This is a genomic window from Modestobacter lapidis (assembly GCF_054780755.1).
Genome location: NZ_BAAGVS010000003.1, coordinates 118,503 through 143,151, shown reverse-complemented (window position 1 = coordinate 143,151; position 24,649 = coordinate 118,503). Strand labels below are relative to the sequence as shown.

Genomic DNA, 24,649 nt, shown 5'->3' with positions numbered 1-24,649 from the left:
CGCCTTCCACGCCTCTCCGTGGGCAGCCGGACAACGGAAGGCCCCGGTCAGCGAACCGACCGGGGCCTCCACGTGGGGTGAGTGACGGGACTTGAACCCGCGACATCCAGGATCACAACCTGGCGCTCTACCAGCTGAGCTACACCCACCATGCACACCGGGCGGCTGGCGAGAGCCGGCCCGGTGGACGAGCCAACGATACCGGAGGGGGTCAGGCCCCCGACGAGGCCGGGGTCGCGGCCGGTCCGTCGTTCGCCGCACCGGCCTCCAGCAGCGGGGCGAAGGAGGCCACGACGTCACCGGACGCGGTCTGGGCCTGCTCGCTGGACGGCCCCGGCGGGGGCACGAACAGCGTCTGCCGGTAGTAGGCGAGCTCCCGGATCGACTCCAGGATGTCGGCCAGGGCCCGGTGGGCCAGGCCCTTGGGCGGCTGGGCGAAGTACACCCGGGGGAACCAGCGGCGGGCCAGCTCCTTGATCGAGGAGACGTCGATCATCCGGTAGTGCAGATGATCGTCGAGGACGGGCATGTCCCTGGCCAGGAAGCCGCGGTCGGTGCCGATCGAGTTGCCGCACAGCGGTGCGGTGCGCCGCTCGGGCACGAACCGCCGCACGTACTCGAGGACCAGCTGCTCGGCCTCGGCGAGGGTCACCGTCGAGGCGCGCACGGCCTCGGTGAGGCCGGAGTTGGCGTGCATGGTGGTGACGACGTCGCCCATCGCGGCCAGGTCCTCGTCATCGGCGTGGATGATCACGTCCAGGCCGGGGTCGAGCAGGTTGAGCTGGGAGTCGGTGACCACCACGGCCACCTCGATGAGCCTGTCGCGCGTGATGTCCAGTCCGGTCATCTCGCAGTCGATCCAGACCAGGTTGTTCGCTGCGCTGTCCGCCACGTCCCGCGACCCTACGCACCGGTTCCCGGCGGACGCCGCACCCCCCGGCCGGGCACGGCGGGCGCGGTACGCGCGGGGCGGGCGGGACGGGCGGGGCACCCGGCCGCCCGGGAAGCGCCCGACATCCGTCACGGACGGCGATCAGGGGTGTTCGCGCCGCTAGGGTCGGGTGTCCTGCACCTCGTCAGCGGAGCCGCTCGTGTCGTCCCCCACGCCCACCGCTCCCCGCCCCCCGGCACCCACCTCGCTGCGTGCGGGGCTGCGCTCACCGGTCACGCTGGTCCGCTGGCTGTGGCAGGCCTACATGACCCCGGGCAGCCCCGGCCGGCCGACCACCCAGCAGGAACTGCAGTGGATCTACACCGCCTGGCTCGTCGCCTTCGGCCTGAAGATGCTGGGTTCCTCCTGGGACGTGTCCTGGCACTTCAAGTGGCTCCGCGACGACCTGGCGCCCCCGCACCTGCTCAACTCGGCCGGGACGGTGCTCGTCGTCGCGCTGGTCGCCTTCTCCAGCTACAGCGGCTACGGGGTCGACCGGCGCGCGCTGCGGCTCATGCAGTGGGGGACCGGCATCTTCCTGCTCGCCGTCCCCATCGACCTGGTCAACCACCGGGTCAACGGCCTGGACATCACCAGCTGGAGCCCCAGCCACGCGTTGCTCTACCTGGGCACCGCCGTCATGCTCGCCGGGGCGCTGCGCGGCTGGTGGCTGTACGCCGCCCCCGGCCGGGTGCGCGAGCTGGTCGCGCTGGGCCTGTGGCTGTTCTTCGTGGAGAACGTGCTGTTCCCCAACCAGCACCAGGAGTACGGCGTCCTCGCGCTGTCTGACTACCGGGCCGGCCGCACGACGGCCGAACCGTCGCTGCTCGACTTCGCCGCCTCCCAGGGGCAGTCGCCCGAGCAGTTCATGCTGCCGGTGCCGGCGTGGGTGCACCCCGCCTGGCTGGTCTGCGCCGGGCTGCTGACCCTGGTCGTGGCCCGCCGGGCCGTCGGGCTGCGCTGGACGGCGACCCTGCTGGCCGGTCTCTACCTCGGCTACCGCGCGGTCGCCTGGGTGCTGCTCACCGCCACCGGCTTCCCGCCCTCGGTGCTGCCGGTGGCGCTGCTGGCCGGCGCCGTGCTGGTCGACCTCGCCGTCACCGGCCGGGTGCCCGGCTGGCTCGCCGCGCTGGGAGCCACCGGCGGGGTCGGGTTCGCCGCCTGGGCGCAGGACGCGCTGTGGGTGCTCCCGCCGTGGCAGTGGGCGGCGATTCCGCTGGTCGCCATCGGGCTCGCCGTGCTGTGGACCGGGCTCGACCGGCTCACCGGCACCGCGGCGTTCGCCCGCTGGCAGGTGCCCGAGGTGTCCCCGGCGGCTCCCGCCGAGGCATCGGACGTGCCGGTGCGGGTCGGCGGCACGCCCGCGTCGTGACCCTGGAGCGTCGGCTCCGATGACGTAACGTCGGGGAGGCCGCCAGCGGCCAGGCCGCACTCCCGCGAGCCCGTCCCGGCCCGCCCGGTGGCCGCTCTGCCGACGTCGCCAGCCCGTGCCCCCGCCGCGAACCCGTCCCCTGGAGCCCCCGTGCTGATCCTCACGCCGACACCTCTGGAGACGGCGGCCGAACGGGCCTTCTTCGCGGAGCTGGCCGGCTGGGACACCGGTGGCTCGGTCCGCGGGGGCGTGATGGCCTCCCTGCCCGCCGTCGACGGGCCGATGCAGCGCCGCCAGGCCGACGCCGTCCTCTTCGTGCCCGAGGGCATCGCCGTGGTCCGGGTCGTAGAGGTGTCGCGCCAGTCCGGCGTCGTCACCGCCATCGAGGAAGGGTCCTGGACGATCGGCCCCGATGCTGGACCGGGCGACGTGCTGCGCCTCGCCGGCGGGGGGTCGACCCCGCTGGAGGGGTTGATGCGGGCCGGGATGGACGCCGCCGTCCGGCTGCGGAAGGCCGGCCTGGAGCCCGGCCGAATCGCCCGGCTCACCGTGCTCACCGGCGACGTCACCGGCCTCGTCCCGGCCGACGGCGACCTCGGCGACGGCGACCAGGTCGCCCTGCTGGACCCGCGTTCCCTCCTGCTCGGCATCGCCCGGGCCAGCCGGTACGCCGGCAAGGACAACCCCCGGCTCTGGACGACGGCCGACGTCCGCTCGGGCATCGAGGCGCTCGGCGTGACCGGCCGCAGCCCCGCGGTGGAGGAGCTGAACGTCGAGGGCTTCCCCTACTCGCCCTACGTGCTGCGGCGCCGCGAACTGCTCGTGCCCATGTCGCTGCCCTCCGCCCGCGGCGCGGCCATGCCGTGGTCCTCCGACGGGGCGGCCGCCCCGACCGCGACCGCAGCGCCCCGCCGGGCCGTCGCCGACGGCCCCCTGGTCGATCCCGCCGCCGCGGCCCGGCTGGCCGCCGCCGCGGTCCATGCGCAGGAGGCGGCGGAGGTCGCCGAGGCCGCGCGGGCCGCGGCCGACCGGCCGGCGCAGGAGCGGACCGCCCAGCCCGCAGCGGACGCCGACCAGGTGGGTGCTGACCAGGCGGGTGCCGACCAGGCGGGTGCTGACCAGGCCGCGGTGCCCACCGTCGCCGTGTCCTCCCCCGGTTCCGGCCCCTCGGCCGACGCGCCGGCCGGTGCGGACCGGGACGACGCAGCCGAGCGGACCGCGGTCGCCGGCTCGCTGCCGGCCGCGGCCCAGGCTTCCGCCGGGTCGACCGTGGCGCTGCCCGCGACCACGCCGTCCGGGAGTTCGGCGACCCGGTCACCCGCGGCCGCGCCGTCCGCGAGCCGCGACACGATGGCGTTGCCGACCGGGCCCGGCCCGGAGACGGTCGACGTGCGTCCCGGCCGCCCCGACCGGGTGGCCGGCCCCGGCACGGCGCCGGACGACACCGGTGGGCTGCGCGGCCTGTTCGGTGGTCCCGACACTGGCGCCGCGGCTCACCCCGCCGGGCTCCCCGGGCCGGGCGGTGCACCGCGGCGTCCCCTGGCGCTGCTGGTGACCGCCGCCCTGCTGGTCGCCGTGCTGCTCGGCGTCGGCGGCTTCCTGCTCCTCCGCGACCCCGACGGGGGCGACGCCGGTACGACGCCGGCCGCGGCCACCACCGGTAACCCGGCGACGCCGACGACCCCCGCCGCCCCCGCCCCGGGTGACACCGAGGTGCTCGAGGGATTCCGGTTCACCCTGCAGACCGGACGGGTCGACGACAGCTGCGCCGGCCGCGCCTACGGCGCCGTCGCCGACTACTTCACCCGGTCCGACTGCGTGGGCCTGTCCCGGGCGCTGTGGACGGCGGAGACCGAGGGCGGCTGGGCGGTCGTGTCGCTGTCCCGCGTGGTCATGCCGAACGCCGCCAGCGCCCAGGCGCTGCAGGACCTCGCCGACACCGACGGCAGCGGCAACGTCAGCGACCTCCTCCGGGAGGGGGTGCGCGTCGACGGCGCGCCGGAACGGCTCTCCGGGGCCGAGTACGGCAGCGCGGTCGACGGCGCGACCGTCACCATCGTCGAGACCGACTGGGCCGACCCGGCGGTGCGCGGTGGCTCCGCGACCCTGGACACGCTCGCGGACGCAGCCCTGGCCCTGCCTGCCGCCGCCGTTCCCCGTGCCCCCGTCGACTGACAGCGAGGCGCCGTCCGGCGTCCCCCGGCCGGACGGCCGGACGGAGCTGCGGACGGAGCTGCGGGCGGACTGCGCCCGCTGCGTGGGGCTGTGCTGCGTGGCCCCGACGTTCGTGGCCTCCGCCGACTTCGCGATCGACAAGCCCGCCGGCCGGCCGTGCCGTCACCTGCAGGGCGACAGCCGCTGCGGGGTGCACGCCGAGCTGCGGAAGCGCGGCTTCCCCGGCTGCACCGTCTTCGACTGCTTCGGCGCCGGCCAGCACCTCACCCAGGGCACCTTCGGCGGCCGCGACTGGCGGGAAGCCCCGGAGACCGCGACGGCGATGTTCGCCGGCTTCGCGGTGATGCGGCAGCTGCACGAGCTGCTGTGGCACCTCACCGAGGCGTGCACCCTCCCGGTGCCCGCCGTCCTGGCCGACGACGTGCGCGGCGCACTGCGGAACACCCGGCAGCTGTCCGACCTCGGACCGGCGGAGCTGGCCGCCCTCGAGGTCCCGCCGCACCGGCAGGCGGTCGGGGTGTTGCTGCAGCGGGTCAGCGAGCACGTCCGCGCGGACCTGCCGCAGGCCCGGGTCGACCGCCGGGGGGCGGACCTGATCGGGGCGGACCTGCGGGGGGCGGCGCTCCGCGGAGCGAGCCTGCGCGGCGCCTACCTGATCGGCGCGGACCTCCGGGGCGCCGACCTGCGCCGCGCCGACCTGCTGGGCGCGGACCTGCGCGGGGCCGACCTGCGCGGGGCCGATCTCCGCGACAGCCTCTTCCTCACCCAGCCGCAGGTCGAGGCGGCCCGGGGCGACACGGCGACGGGGATCCCGCCGGTGCTGTCCCGGCCGGCCCACTGGGCCGCGGCCGCTCCCGCCGGGCGCCGACCGGGCCGCCGCCGGCGCTGAGCCCTGCGGCGGCCCCGGGCTCAGGCGCGCGCGGCGGCCTCCGCCATCCGGGTCAGCAGGTCGGCCATGGCCGGGCGGTCCAGCCGCCCGGCGCTGTGCGGTGTGGAGTTGATCAGGCCGAAGACTGCGTGCGCCCGAGCCCGGCAGGTCGCCGTCGTCGCCGGCGGGTCGAGCCGGGCCAGCACGGCGACCCACTCCTCCACGTAGCGGCGCTGCAACTGCCGCACCCGCCGGGCGTCGGCGTCGCTGAGCGCACCCAGGTCGCGGTCCTGGACGGTGATCAGCGCGGGGTTGCCGAGGGCGAAGTCGACCTGGAAGGCGATCAGCGCCCGGAGCTGGGCGGCGGCGTCGTCCCCGGCGGCCGCGACCTGCGCGGCGCCGCCGGCGAGCAGGCGCTCGCTGATCCGCACCAGCATCTCGGCCAGCATCGCGTCCTTGCTCGCGAAGTGCCGGTAGATCGCCGGCCCGGTGACCCCGACGGCCGCACCCACGTCGTCGACGCCGACCGCGCGCGACCCCCGCTCGGCGAACAGCTGGGCCGCGGCGCGCAGGATCTGCTCCCGCCGGGACGGGCGGTCGGCGTCGGCGTGCAGCGCACTGTCCGGCTCCGACGTCACGGCCCGAGGTTAACGGCTGTTCACATGGTCGCCGGGATCGTGGTTGACTCCGACCCGTGGATGCTCCGGTGCTTCCCAGCGCGCCGCCCGCCGACCCCGGCGCCCCGGCCCGCAACACGGCCGCCCACGCGGCGCTCGCCGCCGACCTGGCCGAGCAGCTGCGGCTGGTGGCCGCCGGTGGCGGCGAGCGGGCCCGCGAGCGGCACGTCGCCCGCGGCAAGCTGCTGCCCCGTGACCGGGTCGACGCGCTGCTGGACCCGGGCAGCCCGTTCCTCGAGCTGTCGCCGCTGGCCGCGCACGGGCTCTACGACGGTGCGGCCCCGGCCGCCGGGATCATCACCGGCATCGGACGGGTGGCCGGCCGGGAGGTCGTCGTCGTCGCCAACGACGCCACCGTCAAGGGCGGCACCTACTACCCGATGACGGTGAAGAAGCACCTGCGCGCCCAGGAGGTGGCGCTGCACAACCGGCTGCCCTGCATCTACCTGGTCGACTCGGGTGGCGCCTTTCTGCCGCTGCAGGAGGAGGTCTTCCCCGACCGGGAGCACTTCGGCCGGATCTTCTACAACCAGGCGACGATGTCGAAGGCGTCGATCCCGCAGATCGCCGCCGTCCTCGGGTCGTGCACCGCGGGCGGCGCCTACGTGCCGGCGATGAGCGACGAGGCGGTCATCGTGCGCGGTCAGGGCACGATCTTCCTGGGCGGCCCGCCGCTGGTGAAGGCTGCGACCGGCGAGGAGGTCAGCGCCGAGGACCTCGGTGGCGGCGACCTGCACTCCCGGGTCAGCGGCGTCACCGACCACCTGGCCGACGACGACGCGCACGCGCTGCAGATCGTCCGGCAGATCGTCGGCACGCTCGGGCCGCGCAGCCCCCGCCCCTGGGACGTCGAGCCGGTGGAGGAGCCGCGGTACGACCCGGCGTCGGTGTACGAGGTCGTGCCGCCGGAGTCGCGTACGCCCTACGACGTCCGCGACGTGATCGCCCGGCTGGTCGACGGCAGCCGGTTCGCCGAGTTCAAGCCGCTGTACGGGCCCACCCTGGTCACCGGCTTCGCCCGGCTGCACGGCCACCCGGTCGGCATCATCGCCAACAACGGCGTGCTGTTCAGCGAGTCGGCGCTCAAGGGCGCGCACTTCATCGAGCTGTGCGACCGGCGCAGCATCCCGCTGCTCTTCCTGCAGAACATCTCCGGGTTCATGGTCGGCCGCGACTACGAGGCCGGGGGCATCGCCAAGCACGGCGCGAAGATGGTCACCGCCGTCGCCTGTGCCCGGGTGCCCAAGCTGACCGTGGTCATCGGTGGGTCGTTCGGCGCCGGCAACTACTCGATGTGCGGGCGGGCCTACTCGCCCCGGTTCCTGTGGACGTGGCCCAACGCCCGGATCTCGGTCATGGGCGGGGAGCAGGCGGCCAGCGTGCTGGCCACCGTCCGTCGGGAGGGGGTCGAGGCCCGCGGCGAGGAGTGGTCGGCCGCCGACGAGGAGGCGTTCAAGGAGCCGATCCGGGCCCAGTACGAGGCCCAGGGGCACCCGTACCACGCCACGGCCCGGCTGTGGGACGACGGCGTCATCGACCCGGCGCAGACCCGCACCGTGCTCGGGCTGGCGCTCTCCGCCTGCGCCAACGCACCCCTCGAGGAGGTCGGCTATGGCGTCTTCCGGATGTAACCCCACCCCCCAGCGGGGCCAAAGTCGCGACTTTGGCCCCAGGGTGGGGTCAGACGCCGGCGATGCGGGGGGCGGTCGGGTCGGCGGCGTCGGAGGCCGACTCGCGCTGCACGTAGTCCTCGATCTGCTCGACGTCATGCGAGGAGCGGCGGACGACGGCCAGCAGATCGCTCATCTTGCTGACCTCCTCGATCTGCTCCTTGATGAACCACTGCATGAACTGGTCGGAGGCGAAGTCGTTCTCCCGCCGGGCGATGCCGATCAGCTCGTTGATCTGGCTGGTGACCCGCTTCTCCTGCTCGAGGGCGAGCACGACCGGGGCGACGACGTCCTCGAAGTGGCAGACCGGGGCGACGATGCCGGGGATCTCCACGCGGGCGTCGGCGTCCAGCAGGTAGCGCACCATCATCAGCGCGTGGTTGCGCTCCTCGACCGCCTGGTCGAAGAAGAGCTGCGCGGTCTGCTGCATCGTCTGCTCGTCGTAGTAGATGGCGATCGCGATGTACTGCTGGTGAGCGGCGAACTCGTGGCCGATCTGCAGGTTGAGCTGGTCGATGAAGGCATCGGCGGCCATGGGTGCTCCTGGTTCAACGGGACGGCGTCGGTGCAGACGGTAGCCGTCGACACGCCGAACCCCTCGACGGGTGGGCAAGGTATGGCTAACCTCACCGCGTGGGGAAGTCGGCGAAGATGCCCAAGAAGAAGTGCTGCGAGGACAAGCCGCGCTGCGGCCGGTGTCCGCTGCGCGCGCTCGCCGAGGGCAAGCTCCCACCCGGGTACACGGTCAAGAAGCGCCGGCTGGTCAAGCTGGACAAGGCCGACCTCGTGCTGGCGAAGAGCACCCGCAAGGCAGCCTGACCCCTCCGCGTCCCGCGAGGTGCGCTTTTTCGGGCTCAAGCACGCGTGCTTGAGGCCGAAAAGGCACGCGGGTGTCGTCGGTCGGGGGTGGTGACCGTGTTCTCCACCGTCCTGGTCGCCAATCGCGGCGAGATCGCCGTCCGGGTGATCCGCACATTGCGGGCGATGGGTATCCGCTCGGTCGCCGTCTACAGCGACGCCGACACCGGTGCGCTGCACACCCGGCTGGCCGACCTCGCCGTCCGCCTCGGCCCGGCGCCGGCCGCGCAGAGCTACCTGTCGGCCGAGCGGGTGCTCGACGCCGCCGTCCGCACCGGTGCGCAGGCCGTGCACCCGGGCTACGGGTTCCTGTCGGAGAACGTCGGGTTCGCCCGTGCCTGCGCCGATGCCGGGCTCGTCTTCATCGGCCCGCCGGTCGCCGCGATCGAGGCGATGGGTGACAAGATCCGGGCCAAGCGGACCGTCGCGGCCGCCGGTGTCCCGGTGGTCCCCGGCCGCACCGAGCCGGGCATGGACGACGCCGCGGTGGTCGCCGCGGCGCTCGAGGTCGGCTTCCCCGTGCTGCTCAAGCCGAGCGCCGGGGGCGGCGGCAAGGGCATGCGGGTGGTGCGGGCCGAGACCGAGCTGGCCGAGCAGATCGCCGGCGCCCGCCGCGAGGCCCGCGGCTCCTTCGGCGACGACACCCTGCTGGTCGAGCGGTACGTCGGGAACTCCCGGCACATCGAGGTGCAGGTGTTCGGTGACACGCACGGCACCGTCGTCCACCTCGGCGAGCGCGAGTGCAGCCTGCAGCGGCGGCACCAGAAGGTCGTCGAGGAGGCGCCGTCACCGCTGCTGGACGCCGCGGGCCGGGCCCAGATGGGCCGTGCCGCGGTCGACGCGGCCCGGGCCGTCGGCTACACCGGCGCCGGCACGGTCGAGTTCATCGTGGACGCCGACTCGGGTGGGCGGGGCGCCGACACAGACTTCTTCTTCCTGGAGATGAACACCCGGCTGCAGGTCGAGCACCCGGTCACCGAGTGCGTCACCGGGCTCGACCTGGTCGAGCTCCAGCTGCGGGCCGCCGCCGGGGAACCGCTGCCGATCGCCCAGGACGACGTCGTCCTCACCGGGCACGCCATCGAGGCCCGGATCTACGCCGAGGACCCGGTCCGCGGGTTCCTGCCCCAGGCCGGCACCGTGCTCGGGCTCGTCGAGCCGGCCGGGCCCGGCGTGCGGGTGGACAGCTCGCTGGCCGTGGGCAGCGTGGTGGGCACCGACTACGACCCGATGCTGGCCAAGGTGATCGCGACCGGGCCGGACCGGGAGACCGCCCGCGCCCGGTTGGTCGCCGCCCTCGGCGGCACCGCCGTGCTCGGGGTGGCCACCAACACCGGCTTCCTGCAGGCGCTGCTCAGCGATCCCGACGTCGTCGCCGGCCGGCTGGACACCGGGCTGATCGAGCGGCGCGGCGAAACGCTGACCGCCGTGGAGCCGCCGCCGCCGGCGGTGTATGCGGCGGCCGCGCTGGCCGAGCTGCTGGAGTCCGAGCCCGCCGGGCCGCTCGTCGACCGCTGGGACGTGCCCGACGGCTGGCGGCTGGGCGAGCCGGCCTGGACCGTGCGGCGGCTGCAGGCCCCCGGCGGGGAGCCGGTGACGGTCCGGGTCCGCGGCCGGGCGGCCGACGCCGTCGTCCGGGTCGGGGACGGCGACCCGCAACCGGCCCGCGTCGAGCGGGACGGCCCGGGCCTGGCGGTCACCGTGGACGGCGTGCGCACCCGGTACACCGTCGTCCACTCCGGCGGCGCGCTCTGGCTGGCCGCGGCCGGCCGGGTGACCGCGCTGCGGGAGCAGGAGCGGCTGGCGGGCGCTGCCGGTGCGGCGGCGACCGACGGCGCGGTGACCGCGCCGATGCCGGGCACGGTCACGGTGGTGCAGGTGTCGATCGGCGACCAGGTGGAGGCGGGGACCCCGCTGCTGGTCGTCGAGGCGATGAAGATGGAGCACGTGCTGACCGCGCCCCTCGCCGGGACGGTCACCGAGCTCGGTGTGACGGCGGGCCGATCGGTCCGGCTGGACGAGCGGGTGGCCGTGGTGACCCCACCGGCGCCCGAGCGAGGGGAGTGACGAGTGCTCGACTACCGGCTCGACGAGGAGACGGAAGCGCTGCGGAAGGTGGTGCGGGAGTTCGCCCTGGAGGTGGTGGCCCCGCAGATCGGCGACTTCTACGAGCGTGACGAGTTCCCGACCGCGATCGTGCGGCAGATGGGGGAGCTCGGCCTGTTCGGGCTGCCCTTCCCGGAGGAGTACGGCGGCTCGGGCGGGAACTACTTCACCCTCTGCGTCGCCCTGGAGGAGCTGGCCCGGGTCGACTCATCGGTCGCGATCACCCTGGAGGCCGGGGTGTCGCTGGGGGCGATGCCGATCTACCGGTTCGGCACCGAGGAGCAGAAGCAGCACTGGCTGCCGCGGCTGTGCTCGGGAGAGGCACTGGGCGCCTTCGGGCTCACCGAGCCCGGTGGCGGCTCGGACGCCGGCGCGACGCGGACCACCGCGCGGCTGGAGGACGGCCAGTGGGTGATCAACGGCAGCAAGGCGTTCATCACCAACTCGGGCACCGAGCTGACTGAGGTCGTCATCGTCACGGCGGTCACCGGGACCAAGGCCGACGGGAGCAAGGAGATCTCGGCGATCGCCGTCCCGTCGGGCACCGAGGGCTTCGTCGTCGGCAAGCGGTACTCCAAGGTCGGCTGGAACGCCTCCGACACCCGGGAGCTCTTCTTCAGCGACGTCCGGGTGCCCGAGGAGAACCTGGTGGGGGAGCGGGGCCGCGGCTACGCGCAGTTCCTGTCCATCCTCGACGAGGGGCGCATCGCGATCTCGGCGCTGGCCGTCGGGCTGGCGCAGGGCTGCGTGGACGAGAGCGTGAAGTACGCCGCCCAGCGGGAGGCCTTCGGTCAGCCGATCGGCCGCAACCAGGCGGTGCAGTTCATGATCGCCGACATGGAGGTGCGGGCCTCCACCGCGCGGCTTGCCTACTACCGGGCCGCGGAGCGGATGCTGCGCGGCGAGCCGTTCAAGCGCGAGGCCTCGATCGCCAAGCTGTACAGCTCGGAGATGGCGATGGAGAACGCCCGCTACGCCGCGCAGGTGCACGGCGGCTACGGCTTCATGAACGAGTTCCCGGTGGGCCGGTTCTACCGCGATGCCAAGATCCTGGAGATCGGTGAGGGCACGTCCGAGGTGCAGCGGATGCTGATCGCCCGCTCGCTCGGCGTGGGCTGAGCGGAGTGGATCCGTCGGCGAAACGCCGACGGATCCGCTCCGCCGCTCTGGCGTGTCGTGGGGCGCGAGGGGCCGGTGGTGCGGCGGAGAAAACGGCTCAGTTCCGTCTCGGCGCGTTCGCGGGCGGGCCGATCGCCCGGTCGCGGAGGTCGGACAGGCTGCGCAGCGGCTCCCGACGACGGTCGGCGGGAGACCCCTGGAGAGATCGATGCCCGCGCCCTGTCCTCCCGCTCCGCGTGGCCCCGCCCTGACCAGGTGGTTCCTGACCCGGGGCGCCCTGGTGGGCGTCGGCCTGCTGGCCGCGACCACCGCGGCGGCCCCGGCGGCCCTCGCCGCCGTCGATGACGTGCCGCCGCCCGAGGACGCGCCGCAGGACGTGCTGGACGACGCGGCCGGCACGGCGGGCCCGCTCGTGTCCGTGCCGCCGTCGGTCGCGTCCGCCGAGGTGGCCGGCTCCCCGGCCGCCGTCGCCCCGGCCGGGCCGCCCATCGAGCCGTTCTTCGGGCGCGGCAAGTATTCCGTCTCCGTCGAGGTCGCCGCCCCGGAGGGCACCGCCCCCGGTGACCTCGACCTGTCCGACACCCGGTTCACGCTCACCGCGAACGGCGTGGAGTACACGTGTTCGGCCACGCCGGCAGGTGTCTGCACCTTCTTCCTGGGCATGCCGGCGCCGGACCGGATCGACCTGCCGGGGCTGCCGTCCGGCACCCACCCCGTGCGGCAGACCAGGGCGGCGCCCGGCCTGGAGGTGGCGCCCGGGGCCGGGTCCATCCAGCTGTGCGACTCTCCCTGCGGGGAGGTCGCGCCGCTGACGCTCTCGAACGCCTCGCACTACCGCGAGCAGTTGACCACCACCGTCCGCGGTACCGGCGGCGGCCCGGTGCGCAACACCCGCGTCGAGCTCGGCGCACCCGGCTATCCGCACCGACCCGTGCAGGACGACGAGCCCGTCCGCGCCACACCGGCTCCCGCCCGGCTCGCGGCCGCCGATTCGACGCCGGCGGGCCTGGCGTCGGCGAGCCGGGCCACGCCCGTCACGGACCGGAGGACCACCGGGGCCGACGGCACGGTCACCTTCGAGGGCTGGTTCCAGCCGGACGACGGGTACACGCTGACCCCGCTCACCGCCGACGACCTGCCGGCCGGGCCGCCGGTCACCTTCTCGGTGGCCAGGCCGAGCGCCGGCAGCGGCCCGCTGCAGGTTCCGCCGCTCGTCGCGCCGAGCCTGGTCGGTGATCCCGAGCCGACGGCAACTCCGGCTCCCGTCCCTGCTGCCGCTCCGGTTCCCACCCCGGCGCCGACTCCTGCGCCCGCCGCTGCGCCGCCCGCCGCCGCACCGCTCGCCGCCGCACCGCCCGCCGCCGCGACGCCGAGCAGCGCACCGCGGTCGCGCGGGGGGAGCGTCAGCGCCGCCGGGCCCGCCGCGACGGCGGTCGCGCCGACCAGCACGCCGCCCCCGGTGTCGGCGGCACCCCCGGTGCCGGTGGCACCCCCGGCGCCTCCGTCCGGCCGGTCCGCGCCGACTGCACCCCCGGTGGCGGTGCAACCCGAGGCGGCGCCGGTCGAGACGGTCGGCAGCTCGATGCCGGTCCTGGCGCTCGGCGGCGGGGTGGCCCTGGTCGTCGCGCTCGTCATCGGGTTCGCCTGGTCCGCGCGGCGCCGTGCCCGGCCCCTCGGCTGAGCCGGTGCTGGACCCGTGGCTGGCCCGGCTCCCGGTGACCGTCGGGCCGGGCCGGACGCACCAGCACGAGTTCGTCCTGGTCCTGTCGATGGAGTTCCCGCCGTCCACGGTGGTGGACCTGCCCGGGGGGCGGCGGCCGTCCGGCTGGCAGGTCGCCGTCCGGACCGACGTGGCCGGTGGGCGGGTGCACGCGGTCGCCGTGGCGTTGCCGGAGGCGCCGCTGCTCTGGTACGTCGAGCTGCCCGAGCCCGGGGACGCGGCGACGACGCTGGTGGCCTTCTCCGACACCCGGTACGCCGAGGGCACGGTGCTCGACGCCGACACGGCAACGGTCGCCGGGGTGACCGGGAGCCAGCAGGTGGCCGCGCTGCGGTGGTGGCCGGGCACCGGGCTGGTGCACCAGGTCTACGTCGCCGCCGGGCACCGGCGGCGCGGGGTCGGGCGGAAGCTCGGGCAGGCCGCCTTCGGCATCCAGGCCGCGCGGCGGCTGCCCGCGCTGCACGGGGACGGGCGACGCACCGACCTGGGGGAGCAGTGGCGTGCCGGGCTCCCGGATGTGGTCGCGTCCCGGATGGCGGCCCGGTCGGAGGTCATGCCGCCGATGTGACCGGCGAGCGGGAGCGCAGGTCCGCTGCGCTCCCGCCCGCCGATCAGGCGGTGACGTCGATGAGCACCTTTCCGACGGCGCCACCCTCGACGGCCCGGTGCGCGTCGGCAGTCCGTTCGAGCGGGAAGACGTGCAGCGGGAGGCCGGCCTCGGGCCCGACCCGGACGGCGCCGTCCAGGGCCGCGGCGTTGACGTCCGCCACGGCGATCTCCTTGGCCCGCGCCGGCTCGGTGTAGACCAGCACGAACTGCCAGCGGGCGTTGGAGACCATCTGCGGGCGGACCGGGATGGTCACCTCGTCGCCGCCGTTGGTCGCGTAGACCGCGACCGACGCGTGAGGCGCGGTGACCTCGACGTCGATGGCGGCGTTCTGCGCCGGGTTGACCTCGACGATGGCGTCGACACCGCGCGGGGTGATCCTGCGGATCTCCGCGACGACGTCCTGCCGCCGGTAGTCGAGAACGTGGTCGGCGCCGGCCGCGGCGGCCAGCTGGGCCTTCTCCGGGCTGCTGACGGTGGTGATCACCGTGGCGTCGGCCCAGCGCGCCAGTTGGACGGCGGCGTTGCCGACCGCGCCCGCGCCACCGTGCACCAGGACGGTGTGCCCCTGGAGGGCGCCGGGACCGAGCCGGTCGGGCAGCAGCTCGCCGACGGTCAGGCAGCGGTGCGCGGTGAGGAACGGGATGCCCAGGGCCGCGCCCAGTTCGAAGGAGGCGTCCGCGCCCAGCAGCACGGTCTGCCGCGCCGGAACCACGGTGTACTCGGCGGCGGTGCCGAGCGGCCGCTGCCAGGCGGCCTCCCAGATCCACACGCGCTCAGCGACGAGAACCGGGTCGACACCCTGGCCGACGGCCTCGATGGTGCCGGCGCCGTCCTGGCCGGGGACCTGGCCGTCAGGGCCGGGCTCGGTGCCGGTGCGGGAGCGCCAGTCGGTGGGGTTGACGCCGGAGAACGCGAGGCGGACGCGCACCTCGCCGGGGCCCGGGTCAGGGGTCGGGCGGTCGACGAGCTGCAGGACGTCAGGACCGCCGGTCTGGGTGTAGGAGATCGCTCGCACGCGACCTTCCTACCCGGTCGAGACCGACGCGGTCATCTGGTCGCGATCAGCCGTGGCCCTGTCCAGAGGCTCGCCCCGAGCCTGCGAGGGGTGAGGGGGACAGGGTCCTTCAGCTGGCCTGACGGCGCAGGCGACGGCGCTCGCGCTCGGACAGGCCGCCCCAGATGCCGAAGCGCTCGTCGTTGGCGAGCGCGAACTCCAGGCACTCGGCGCGGACCTCGCAGCCGGTGCAGATCTTCTTGGCCTCGCGGGTCGAGCCGCCCTTCTCCGGGAAGAACGCCTCGGGGTCGGTCTCGGCGCACAGGGCGCGCTCGTGCCAGCTCTGCTCCTCGGTGGCCAGACCACCGAAGCCGGCGTCGAAGACGCCCGCCATGCCGAGCACGTCCTGGCCGTACCCGGCCGGCGTGGCGGCAGCAGCGTCCCGGTACTCACTCAGCCATGCAACTTCAGCCATCACGATGCGTCCCCCTGCGTCTCGGTGGCATCCGTCTACGTCCGGTTGCCGCGCTGTCACCGTCTGTGACAACACCGGGAATTACACGCGTGTGGTCCGGTCAGGTCAAATGCCAGCGGTGTTACGCGCTGTCCCGTGCGTCACATCCGCCCCTACCGCCTCGCGATGAGCTTTCCCAGGCGGGACACGCCGCGCTCAACCACATGATGTGCCCATGCCTGAGCAATGCTTCGGCTAGATCAATGTCGCCATCTGGTCGCTCTGCGCGCATGAGAAGCAGCTGTGAGCACGCCCGAGGTCGGTCCACCGCTCGTCGGTGGGGGAGCGGCTCCGCGGCTGGGTCTTCCTGGCGTTCGCCGTCGGGTGGGCATCCCTCGGCGTGGTCGAGTGGCGGCGGTGGCGGGCCACCGGGCCGCGCCCGTGGAGGCGGAGCCCGGCGCGCGCCCTGAGCGCTCACATCCGGGCGAGCTCGGCGGCGAGCGGACCCAGGCCGAGGGGCCCGAGATCGAGGACCGCGCGGTGCCAGGCCTTGAGGTCGAAGCCGGCGCCGGCGCGCCGGCGGGCCTGCTCGCGGCAGGTGCGGAACACCCGCTCACCCACCTTGTAGACCGGCGCCTGCCCGGGCCAGCCGAGGTAGCGGTGCAGCTCATCGGTGCGCATCGCGTCGTCCATGGACACGTGCCGGCGGAGGAACTCGGCCGCCACCTCGTAGGTCCACCGCTCGCCCAGCCCCTGGCCGGTCGGGACGGGCAGGTCGAGGTGCACGCCGATGTCCAGCACCACCCGGGCCGCCCGCAGCTCCTGGGCGTCCAGCATGCCCAGCCGGTCACCCGGGTCGGCGAGGAAGCCGAGTTCGTCCATCAGCCGCTCCGAGTACAGCGCCCAGCCCTCGGCGTGCGCGGAGCACTCGCAGAGCAGCCGCTGCCAGCGGTTGAGCGTTGCGGCGTTGTGGACGGCCTGGCCGACCTGCAGGTGGTGGCCGGGCACGCCCTCGTGGAAGACGGTCGTCGTCTCCCGCCAGGTGGTCATGTCGGTGACGCCCTCGGGCAGCGACCACCACATCCGCCCGGGACGGCTGAAATCCTCGGTCGGGCCGGTGTAGTACACCCCCTCCCCGGAGGTCGGGGTCAGCCGTCCCTCCACCTGCTTCACCGGTTCCGGGATGTCGAAGTGGACGCCGTCCAGGGCGGCGACGGCGCGGTCGGCGGTCTCCTGCAGCCAGGCCTGCAGCGCCGCACGGCCGCGGACCAGCCGGGCGGGATCGGCGTCCAGCACGGCCTCCGCGCCGGCCACCCCCCGGCCCGGGGCGATGCGCTCGGCGACCGCATGCTTCTCCGCGACGATCCGGGCCAGCTCCTCCCAGCCCCAGGCGTAGGTCTCCGCCAGGTCCAGGTCGACGCCGGTGTGGAAGCGGGACTCCAGGGCGTACCGCTCGCGGCCGACCCCGTCCCGCTCCGGCGCCCGGGGGAGGAGCGTCCGCTCGATGTCGTCGGCGAAGGTGCGCAGGGCCGCACCCACGCCCTGCGCCGCGGCGGACAGCTCGCGCGCCAGGGAGCCGCCCGCGGGGACGGGCGCACCGGTGACGAACTGCACGAAGAAGCCCGGGTCATCGCCGGTGCCGGCCCAGCGACGGGCGATACCGGCGCACAGCCGCACCTGGCGGGCGGCGGAGATCCGGCCCGCGGCGGCCGCGTCGGCCAGCCCGGCCGTGTAACCCGCCAGGGCAGCGGGGACGGCGGCGAGCCGGCGGGCGATGGTCTCCCAATCCTCCTCGGTGTCGGCGGCCATCAGGTCGAACGTCGTCCGGAAGTGCTGCAGCGGGCTCTCGACGGTGTTCAGGTCCGCCGGCGCCCAGCCGGCGTCGTGGCGGGCGAGCTCCGCGCCGAGCCGTTCGAGCATCGCGCTGCGGGCGACCGCGTCGCGCCGGTCGACCGGTTCGATGCGCTCGACGGCGGCGATCGTGCGGCGCAGCAGGTCGGCATGGGCCGCGTGCCCGGCGGTGGTCAGGTCCGGCCACCGGTCCTCGTGCCCGGGGACGCCGATGAAGGTGGCGACGGCGGGCTGCGAGGCGGCGTACTCCTCGACGTAGCGCTCGGCGAGCTGGTCGAGGTCGGACGGCGGGCGCGCGGGCTCACTCACCCGCGTCACGCTAGTTCCCGCAGCCACCGTCTCGACGGAGTGCGCGAATGCGCAGTCCTGCGGCCCGGAACCAGGCATCGGCGCCCGCCGTCAGGGCTCGGCGTACCAGGCGAAGCCGAGCCCGGGAACGACGAGGCCGCCGTTCCGGACGTCCAGCGGCCCGTCGCCACCGAGCACGAACTCGTAGGTGCCGAAGCCGGTGACCGTGTCGGCGTCGACGACCGCGGGCATCGAGGCGAAGTTGGCCAGCCCGACGAACGTGCCGCTGCGCGGGTGGCGGCGGCGCCACACGAGCACCCGGTCGCTGCCGGCGTCCAGAACGGTGGGCTCGGCACCGCCGCGCAGGGCCGGCAGCGAGCGGCGCACCTGGCCCAGCTCGCGCAACCGGGCGAACACCCGGCCCTCCAGCGTGGCCGGGTCGTGCCGGCGGGCCGCCGCCTCCCAGTCCATCGGGGGGCGGTGCATCCACCGGTTGTCGGGTGCGCGTTCCGGGTCGGCCAGGTAGCCGGTGTCGTTGCGCATCGCGAGCTCGTCGCCCATGTAGAGCAGCGGGATCCCGCCGAAGGCGAAGACGACCGAGTACATCAGCAGCAGCCGCCGGACGCCCCGTTCCAGCGCCGCGTCGTCCCCGCGCTCCAGCGCCGACTCGATGCCGCACAGCGAGGCCGCCGTCCCCGAGATCCGGGCGTCGCCGGTCAACGGGTTCTCCTGGAACAGCGCGCCCCGGGCGGGTGAGTGCGGAAAGCGGCCGGAGAAGAAGTCGTTGAGGAACCGACGGTGGGCGTCGCCGTCGGCACCGATCGACGCCGCGTCGGTGTCGCTCACCGCCCAGCCGATGTCGTCGTGGCCGCGCACGTAGGTCACCCAGGTCGCGCCGGAGGGGATCGGCCGCATCCGGCGCAGGGCGGCGGTCGCCAGCTTGGCGTCCTGGGCGGCCACGCTGCTCCAGAGCAGCACCATCAACTGGTTGTGGTAGGCCAGCTCGCACTCGGGCCGCTCGCGGTCGTGCGCGCCGAGATAGGGCACCAGGTCCTCCGGCGCGACGATCGCCTCGGCCTTGAAGACGACCGCGGGGGCGGCGATCCGGGTCAGCGCGTGCAGCAGCTGGACCAGGTCGTGCACCTCGGGCTGGTTCTGGCAGTGGGTGCCCATCCGCTTCCACATGAACGGGATGGCGTCCATCCGGAAGATCTCGACGCCCCGGTTGGCCAGCCAGGTGATCTCACCGAGCATGGCCAGGGTGACCTCGGGGTTGCTGTAGTCGAGATCCCACTGGTAGCTCCAGAACGTCGTCCACACCCAGCCGCCGGCGCCCCCGAGGGCGTCGGCCACCCAGCTGAACGACCCCGGCGCCCGGTCGGGGAAGACCTCGGGGATGGTCGCCTCGTAGGCGTTGGGCAGCGTCCGGTCCGGGAAGGCCGTGTAGAAGTCGGCGTAGGCCGGGTCGCCGGCCAGCCAGCCGCGGGCCCACGGGTGCTCGGCGGCGGTGTGGTTGAGCACCAGGTCGATGCACAGGCTCATGCCGCGGCCGCGCAGCGCCGCCGCGACCGCCTCGAGGTCGGGCATCGTGCCCAGTCGCGGATCCACCTGCCGGTAGTCGGCGACGGCGTAGCCGCCGTCGTTCTCACCGTCCCGGGGCCGCAGCAGGGGCATGAGGTGCAGGTAGGTGGTGCCGAGCTCGGCGAGGTGGTCGAGCCGGCCGGGCAGCTGGTCGAGGGTGCCGCAGAAGCGGTCGACGTAGCAGACGTAGCCCTGCATCCGCTCGCGCTGGAACCAGTGCGGGTCGATCTCGCGCCGCCGGTCGAGCGCCCGCAGTTCGGCCGGGCGTTCGGCGGCGGCGGCCAGCACCGTGCGCAGCGCCCGGTCGAGGAGGGCGTCGACGTCGGAGCCCTCGCCGTAGAGGACGGTGAGCGGTGCGTGCACGTCGACCACGGCGACCTCGACCCGGGTGAGGAACGCATCGGCCTCCGCCGGCCCGAGTGCGGCGACCGCGGCGGCCGCGAGCTCCGGGCGCAGCCGGCGCCAGGCCTCCTCCGCCGCCTGCCCGGCCGACCGGCGGCCGCTGGGGTCGAGGGGGGTCACCGACGGTCTCCGGGCTGCACCGGGGCAGTATGCGGGCCCGTCGGCGACGTCGGCGGCGGCGCCCTCGCCCGGCCGACGGTGTGCGCGGAATCGCCGTGCCGGTCGCCGGAACCAGCACCTGGCGCACCCGGTGCGGCTCCCGCGGCGCTGCACGGATGTCCAAGTGCGGCGACGCCGGCGTCCCTACCGTGCGCGCATGGCGAACACCCCCTCCACCGTGAAGGTCGCAGCCGTTCACGCTGCGGCACCGTTCCTCGACCTGGACGCCGGCGTCGCGAAGGCGTGCGACCTCATCCGGGAGGCCGGCCGGGCCGGCGCGAAGCTGATCGCGTTCCCCGAGACGTTCCTGCCCGGCTACCCGTACTGGATCTGGTCGCACACCACCAAGTACGCGGCCCCGTTCTTCGCCGAGCTCTACGCCAACGCCGTGGAGCTGCCCAGCGACGCGTCGCGCGCGCTGGGGGAGGCGGCCCGCGAGGCCGGCGCCTGGGTCTGCATGGGGCTGGACGAGAAGGAGGGCGGCACCCTCTACAACACCCAGGCGTGGTTCTCCCCGGCCGGTGAGCTGGTGGCCCGGCACCGCAAGCTGCACCCCACCAACGCCGAGCGCACGGTGTGGGGCCGCGGCGACGGACGGGACGTGTTCGTCGTCGACACCGGTTTCGCCCGGGTCGGCGGGCTGATCTGCTTCGAGCACAGCATGGACCTCAACCGGTACGCCCTCTCCGCGCTGGGCGAGCAGATCCACGTCGCGGCCTGGCCGGCGATCAACGCCACCCACGCCGACCCCAACGCCGGCAACTTCGACCACTACTCGCGCACGCTGTCGGCCGCGCACGCGATCTGCGCTCAGACCTACGTGATCGTGGTCCAGGGCCGGATCAGCGAGGAGATCGTCGAGCGGCTCGGCGTCCCCGAGGGGCCCGACGCCCCCACCGTCGGCGGCGGCATGACCGGCTTCATGGGGCCGGACGGCCAGTGGCTGTCCGAGCCGCACCGGGACGACGAGGCGATCGTCTACGCCGACCTCGACCTCGGCGTCATCGCGTTCGCCAAGTACTTCGCCGACGGCGCCGGCCACTACGCCCGCCCGGACGTGTTCCGCTTCGGCGTGGACCGCACGCCCCAGGAGCCGTTCACCACCCAGCGGGTGTCGGCGCTCGGCGAGGTGGTCACCCTGGAAGAGCGGGGGGCCGAGGTCGAGGCGCCGTCCGTGCTGTCGGTGCTCGCCCGCGACTGACCGGCGACCGCCCCGGCCTCCGCAGCGGGCCGGGGCGGTCAGGTCCCGGTGCCGGCGGCCCGCCGGTACTGCACCGGGGGGACGCCGTACTCCCGGCGGAACAGCCGGCTGAAGTGCGCCGGGTCGGGGAACCCGCACTCGACCGCCACGTCGGCCACCGTCAGGTCGGCAGCGGCGAGCAGCAGGTCCCGGGCGCGCTCGAGCCGCAGCGTGCGCACGTACCGGGCGATCGGGCCGACGTCGGCGGCGAGCAGGTCGTACAGCGAGCGCCGGGAGACCCCCAGCAGGGCGGCGACGTGGTCGGGGGTCAGCCCCGGATCGCCGAGCCGGGCGGCGATGAGCGCCTTGGCCCGGGCGAGCAGGGCGTCGCCGTCCCGGTGGCCGGTCAGCCGGGCCGGGGGAACCGACCGGACCAGCCGGCCGATCGCCGCCAGCGCCTGCTCGGTGGCGTCGGCCGACCCCCGGCCGGCCGCCAGGCTCAGCAGGCCGGTGCGTGCACCGTGGAGGTGCTCCCCGCCCAGTCGGGTCGCCGCGACCGCCGCGACCCGGTCGCGGGTCAGGTCGAGGGCGTCCTGGGGGACGAGGACGACGAGCAGCCCGAACGGGACGTTCCCGATGACGCCGTACTCCTCGGAGGTGTCGTAGACGGTGACGTCGCCGGGCCGCAGCGACACCCGCCGGCCGTGCTGGGTGACCACCGAGCGCCCGTGCAGCCCGATCGCCACCTTGTAGTGCCCGGCGCCGGGCCCGGGTGCCAGCGCACCGTCGCGGACCGCCGTGTGCGGCGTGGCGGACAGCCGGCAGAAGCTGACCCCGCCGACATCCCGGGCGGAGATGACCCCGGCGATCGAGCGGCCCGACGCGCAGATCCGCATCGGCACCAGGAACCGGGCGGTCGCTTTCTCCCACAGGTCGACCTGCACCGGCGGTGCGACGCGGCGGGAGTCGAACGCGACCGGGTCGGCGGCGTCCCGGGTCCACACCTCGCCGTGCACGTCGCGCCTCCGGTCAGAGCAGGGTCAGGGCCCGGCGGCCGGCGTCGGAGCGCGCGGTGGCCAGCCGCTCGGCCGACGGCGTGCCGTACTCCGTCGTCCGCTGCCGGGCCGGCCGGCCGATGCCGGCGGCCATCGCCTCGAGCTCGGCGATGGTCTTCAGCGACCCGTTGCCCGAGCCGGCCATCCGGCTGATCGTCTCCTCCATCAGCGTGCCGCCCAGGTCGTTGGCGCCCCCCTGCAGCATCGCCTGGGTTCCGGCGTCGCCGAGCTTCACCCACGAGGTCTGGATGTTGTCGATCCGGCCGTGCAGCAGCAGCCGGGCCACCGCGTGCACCGCCCGGTTCTCCCGGTTGGTCGGCCCCGGCCGGGCCACCCCGGCCAGGTAGATCGGCGCGTTGTGGTGCACGAACGGCAGCAGCACGAACTCCCGGAAGCCGCCGGTCTCGTCCTGCAGGCCGGCCAGGGTGCGCAGGTGCGCGACCCAGTGCGCGGGGGTGTCGACGTGCCCGTACATCATCGTCGAGGTCGTCGGCAGCCCCACCGAGTGCGCGGTGCGCACCACCTCCAGCCAGCTCGCCGTCGGCAGCTTGCCCTTGGTGAGCACCCAGCGGACGTCGTCGTCGAGGATCTCGGCCGCCGTTCCCGGCAGGGAGTCGACGCCGGCCTCCTTCACCGCGGTGAGGAAGTCGCGGAAGGACAGGCCGGTGCGGGCGGCGCCGTTGACGACCTCCATCGGCGAGTACGAGTGCAGGTGGATGCCGGGGCGGCGGGCCTTCACCTCGCGCGCCAGGTCGACGTAGGCGGTGCCGGGCAGGTCCGGGTGGATGCCGCCCTGCATGCAGATCTCGGTCGCCCCGCCGGCCCACGCCTCGTCGACCCGGTCGCCGACCTGCTGCATCGACAGCGTGTAGGCGTCGGCGTCGGTGCGCCGCTGGGCGAACGCGCAGAACCGGCAGCCGGTGTAGCAAACGTTGGTGAAGTTGATGTTCCGGTTCACCACGTAGGTGACGTCGTCGCCGTTGACCTGCCGGCGGACGTCGTCGGCCAGTGCGGCCAGCGCGTCCAGGTCGGTGCCGTCGGCGCCCAGCAGCGCCAGGTACTCGGCGTCGCTCAGCCCGGCCGGGTCGGTCTCGGCGTGCCGCAGGGCCGCGTGCACCGCCGGGTCGCCGGCCGCGATCGCGGTGGAGTGCCCGTCACGGGCGGAGACGGTCTGCTCGCGCAACTCCGCCCAGTCGCCGTAGACGGCGTCGAAGTCGCTGCGCCGATCGCCGGTGCGGCCGACCGTGTCGATCTCCACGTGCAGATCGGTGCGGCCGGTCGCCGCGGCACCCCACGCCTCGTCCGGCTCCTGCCACGGCAGGCCCGCCGGCACCCGGCCCTCGACCGCCAGCCCGTCCGGGCCGGCGAGGGCGAAGACGTGCGGCCGCACCCGCGGGTCCAGCCACGGCTCCGGCTGCGTCACGTACGACGGCTGGGCGGCCAGCCGCTCGCGCAGGGTGAACCCGGCCTCGGCGCTCAGCGCGGCGAGCTTGTCGATGTTCGGCCACGGGCGCTCCGGGTTCACGTGGTCGGGCGTCAGCGGGGAGACTCCGCCCCAGTCGTCGACCCCGGCCCGCAGCAGCAGCGCCAGCTCGGTGGAGTCGCTCAGGTTGGGCGGCGCCTGCACCCGGGCCGCCGGCCCCAGCAGCAGCCGGCTGACCGCGACCGCGGCCACGTACTCCTGCAGGTCCAGGTCTCCCGAGCCGGCCATCGCGGTGCGCGGCTTGGCCCGGAAGTTCTGCACGATGACCTCTTGCACGTGCTGGTGCCGCCGCGCCGAGGCGCGGATCTCGGCGACCGCGTCGACCCGCTCGGCATAGGTCTCGCCGATGCCCAGCAGCACGCCGGTGGTGAACGGGACGGCGGAGCGGCCGGCGTCCTCCAACACCCGTAGCCGGACGGCGGGCTCCTTGTCCGGGGAGCCGAAGTGCGGGCCGCCGGGCTCGGACCACAGCCGGGTCGCCGTCGTCTCCAGCATCATGCCCATCGAGGCGGCCACCGGCTTGAGCCGCTGGATCTCCTCCCAGGACAGCACGCCGGGATTGAGGTGCGGGAGCAGGCCGGTCTCCTCGAGCACCCGGATCGCCATCGCCCGCAGGTAGCCCAGCGTCGAGTCGAACCCGTGCGCCGCCAGCCACTCCGCGGCGACCGGCCAGCGCTCCTCCGGGCGGTCGCCGAGGGTGAACAGCGCCTCCTTGCAGCCCAGCGCGGCGCCGGCCCGGGCGATGTCGAGCACCTCGTCCGGCGACAGGTACGGGGCCTTGCCTGCTGCGCGCAGCTGGCCGGGGGTGGTGACGAACGTGCAGTAGTGGCAGCGGTCGCGGCACAGGTGGGTGAGCGGGATGAACACCTTGCGGCTGTAGGTGACCACCCCCGGGCGGCCGGCCGAGGCGAGCCCGGCGTCGCGCACCCGGGAGGCGGCGGTCAGCAGCCGGTCCAGTGGTTCGCCCTCGCCCAGCCCGCGGGCATGCAGCAGGGTCTCGGCCTCGGTGGCGTCCAGGGTCACCCCGCGCTCGGCGCGCACCAGGGCGCGGCGGAGGGCGGACGGGGCGGGGACGGGGAGTGGCTCGCTCATCTCC

General features: G+C 74.8%; 19 protein-coding genes and 1 tRNA gene. 10 read left to right on the top strand and 10 right to left on the bottom strand.

The annotated features are described in order from the left end of the window. Positions 1-73 precede the first annotated feature (73 nt). Together ACYVG5_RS05690 and orn are read right to left on the bottom strand one after the other, a co-directional pair. Positions 74-149: transfer RNA gene (locus ACYVG5_RS05690), tRNA-His, on the bottom strand. Between the two features lie 62 nt (positions 150-211). Then, positions 212-892: an oligoribonuclease gene (gene orn / locus ACYVG5_RS05685; protein WP_222045705.1), complete on the bottom strand. Its 681-nt coding sequence runs from the start codon at positions 890-892 to the stop codon at positions 212-214. A 199-nt stretch (positions 893-1,091) separates the two neighbouring features. Here orn and ACYVG5_RS05680 point away from each other — a divergent pair, with 199 nt between their 5' ends. From ACYVG5_RS05680 to ACYVG5_RS05670, 3 genes are all read left to right on the top strand, one after another. Beyond that, positions 1,092-2,303 carry a hypothetical protein gene (locus ACYVG5_RS05680; RefSeq protein ID WP_222045703.1) on the top strand — a complete coding sequence of 404 codons (1,212 nt, stop codon included), beginning with the start codon at positions 1,092-1,094 and terminating at the stop codon, positions 2,301-2,303. Positions 2,304-2,453: 150 nt separating this feature from the next. Then, positions 2,454-4,478: a hypothetical protein gene (locus tag ACYVG5_RS05675; RefSeq protein WP_222045701.1), complete on the top strand. Its 2,025-nt coding sequence runs from the start codon at positions 2,454-2,456 to the stop codon at positions 4,476-4,478. Continuing rightward, positions 4,462-5,367 carry a pentapeptide repeat-containing protein gene (locus ACYVG5_RS05670; protein ID WP_222045699.1) on the top strand — a complete coding sequence of 302 codons (906 nt, stop codon included), beginning with the start codon at positions 4,462-4,464 and terminating at the stop codon, positions 5,365-5,367. Before ACYVG5_RS05675 ends, ACYVG5_RS05670 begins: the two co-directional genes overlap by 17 nt. A 20-nt stretch (positions 5,368-5,387) precedes the next feature. Here the strand turns inward: ACYVG5_RS05670 and ACYVG5_RS05665 are convergent, their stop codons facing one another. After that, positions 5,388-5,984, bottom strand: a complete 597-nt coding sequence (locus ACYVG5_RS05665) for an SACE_7040 family transcriptional regulator (RefSeq protein WP_222045697.1) — start codon at positions 5,982-5,984, stop codon at positions 5,388-5,390. 68 nt (positions 5,985-6,052) lie between these two features. On the opposite strand from ACYVG5_RS05665, the gene ACYVG5_RS05660 reads away from it, so the two are divergent. After that, a complete protein-coding gene (locus ACYVG5_RS05660; RefSeq protein WP_460683019.1) occupies positions 6,053-7,654 on the top strand; it encodes a carboxyl transferase domain-containing protein in 1,602 nt (533 codons plus the stop codon). 49 nt (positions 7,655-7,703) lie between these two features. Here ACYVG5_RS05660 and ACYVG5_RS05655 read toward each other — a convergent pair whose 3' ends face one another. After that, complete coding sequence (locus ACYVG5_RS05655; protein ID WP_222045693.1) at positions 7,704-8,228, bottom strand: ferritin; 525 nt, start codon at positions 8,226-8,228, stop codon at positions 7,704-7,706. Positions 8,229-8,326: 98 nt separating this feature from the next. Here ACYVG5_RS05655 and ACYVG5_RS05650 point away from each other — a divergent pair, with 98 nt between their 5' ends. From ACYVG5_RS05650 to ACYVG5_RS05630, 5 genes are all read left to right on the top strand, one after another. After that, a complete protein-coding gene (locus ACYVG5_RS05650) occupies positions 8,327-8,512 on the top strand; it encodes a hypothetical protein (protein ID WP_222046357.1) in 186 nt (61 codons plus the stop codon). A 96-nt stretch (positions 8,513-8,608) separates the two neighbouring features. Next, positions 8,609-10,618: an ATP-binding protein gene (locus ACYVG5_RS05645; RefSeq protein WP_222045691.1), complete on the top strand. Its 2,010-nt coding sequence runs from the start codon at positions 8,609-8,611 to the stop codon at positions 10,616-10,618. A gap of 3 nt (positions 10,619-10,621) precedes the next feature. After that, complete coding sequence (locus ACYVG5_RS05640; RefSeq protein ID WP_222045689.1) at positions 10,622-11,776, top strand: acyl-CoA dehydrogenase family protein; 1,155 nt, start codon at positions 10,622-10,624, stop codon at positions 11,774-11,776. Positions 11,777-11,984: 208 nt separating this feature from the next. After that, positions 11,985-13,457 (top strand): hypothetical protein, encoded by a 1,473-nt coding sequence (locus tag ACYVG5_RS05635; protein ID WP_222045687.1) that lies wholly within the window; start codon positions 11,985-11,987, stop codon positions 13,455-13,457. Between the two features lie 4 nt (positions 13,458-13,461). After that, the gene (locus tag ACYVG5_RS05630; protein ID WP_460683018.1) at positions 13,462-14,064 is read left to right on the top strand and encodes a GNAT family N-acetyltransferase; all 603 of its coding nucleotides are present in this window, start codon (positions 13,462-13,464) and stop codon (positions 14,062-14,064) included. A gap of 43 nt (positions 14,065-14,107) precedes the next feature. Here the strand turns inward: ACYVG5_RS05630 and ACYVG5_RS05625 are convergent, their stop codons facing one another. From ACYVG5_RS05625 to ACYVG5_RS05610, 4 genes are all read right to left on the bottom strand, one after another. After that, on the bottom strand, positions 14,108-15,121 hold the full coding sequence (locus ACYVG5_RS05625) for an NADPH:quinone reductase (RefSeq protein ID WP_222045682.1): 1,014 nt from the start codon (positions 15,119-15,121) through the stop codon (positions 14,108-14,110). Between the two features lie 109 nt (positions 15,122-15,230). Then, entirely contained in the window at positions 15,231-15,494 is a 264-nt protein-coding gene (locus ACYVG5_RS05620) for a WhiB family transcriptional regulator (RefSeq protein ID WP_222046282.1), read from the bottom strand. Positions 15,495-16,028: 534 nt separating this feature from the next. Continuing rightward, complete coding sequence (locus ACYVG5_RS05615; protein ID WP_222045680.1) at positions 16,029-17,714, bottom strand: DUF885 domain-containing protein; 1,686 nt, start codon at positions 17,712-17,714, stop codon at positions 16,029-16,031. Positions 17,715-17,804: 90 nt separating this feature from the next. Further along, entirely contained in the window at positions 17,805-19,796 is a 1,992-nt protein-coding gene (locus ACYVG5_RS05610; protein WP_222045678.1) for an alpha-amylase family protein, read from the bottom strand. Between the two features lie 196 nt (positions 19,797-19,992). On the opposite strand from ACYVG5_RS05610, the gene ACYVG5_RS05605 reads away from it, so the two are divergent. After that, on the top strand, positions 19,993-21,036 hold the full coding sequence (locus ACYVG5_RS05605) for a carbon-nitrogen hydrolase family protein (RefSeq protein WP_222045676.1): 1,044 nt from the start codon (positions 19,993-19,995) through the stop codon (positions 21,034-21,036). 38 nt (positions 21,037-21,074) lie between these two features. Here the strand turns inward: ACYVG5_RS05605 and ACYVG5_RS05600 are convergent, their stop codons facing one another. After that, positions 21,075-22,031: a helix-turn-helix domain-containing protein gene (locus tag ACYVG5_RS05600; RefSeq protein ID WP_222045674.1), complete on the bottom strand. Its 957-nt coding sequence runs from the start codon at positions 22,029-22,031 to the stop codon at positions 21,075-21,077. Between the two features lie 13 nt (positions 22,032-22,044). Continuing rightward, positions 22,045-24,645, bottom strand: a complete 2,601-nt coding sequence (locus tag ACYVG5_RS05595; protein ID WP_222045672.1) for a bifunctional FO biosynthesis protein CofGH — start codon at positions 24,643-24,645, stop codon at positions 22,045-22,047. Positions 24,646-24,649 lie beyond the last annotated feature (4 nt).

What these genes read in the sequence shown, in the direction of transcription:
- ACYVG5_RS05655 (WP_222045693.1), bottom strand. Translation starts at nt 8,228, where the DNA reads ATGGCCGCCGATGCCTTCATCGACCAGCTCAACCTGCAGATCGGCCAC.
- ACYVG5_RS05635 (WP_222045687.1), top strand. Translation starts at nt 11,985, where the DNA reads ATGCCCGCGCCCTGTCCTCCCGCTCCGCGTGGCCCCGCCCTGACCAGG.
- ACYVG5_RS05620 (WP_222046282.1), bottom strand. Translation starts at nt 15,494, where the DNA reads ATGGCGGGCGTCTTCGACGCCGGCTTCGGTGGTCTGGCCACCGAGGAG.
- ACYVG5_RS05605 (WP_222045676.1), top strand. Translation starts at nt 19,993, where the DNA reads ATGGCGAACACCCCCTCCACCGTGAAGGTCGCAGCCGTTCACGCTGCG.
- ACYVG5_RS05595 (WP_222045672.1), bottom strand. Translation starts at nt 24,645, where the DNA reads ATGAGCGAGCCACTCCCCGTCCCCGCCCCGTCCGCCCTCCGCCGCGCC.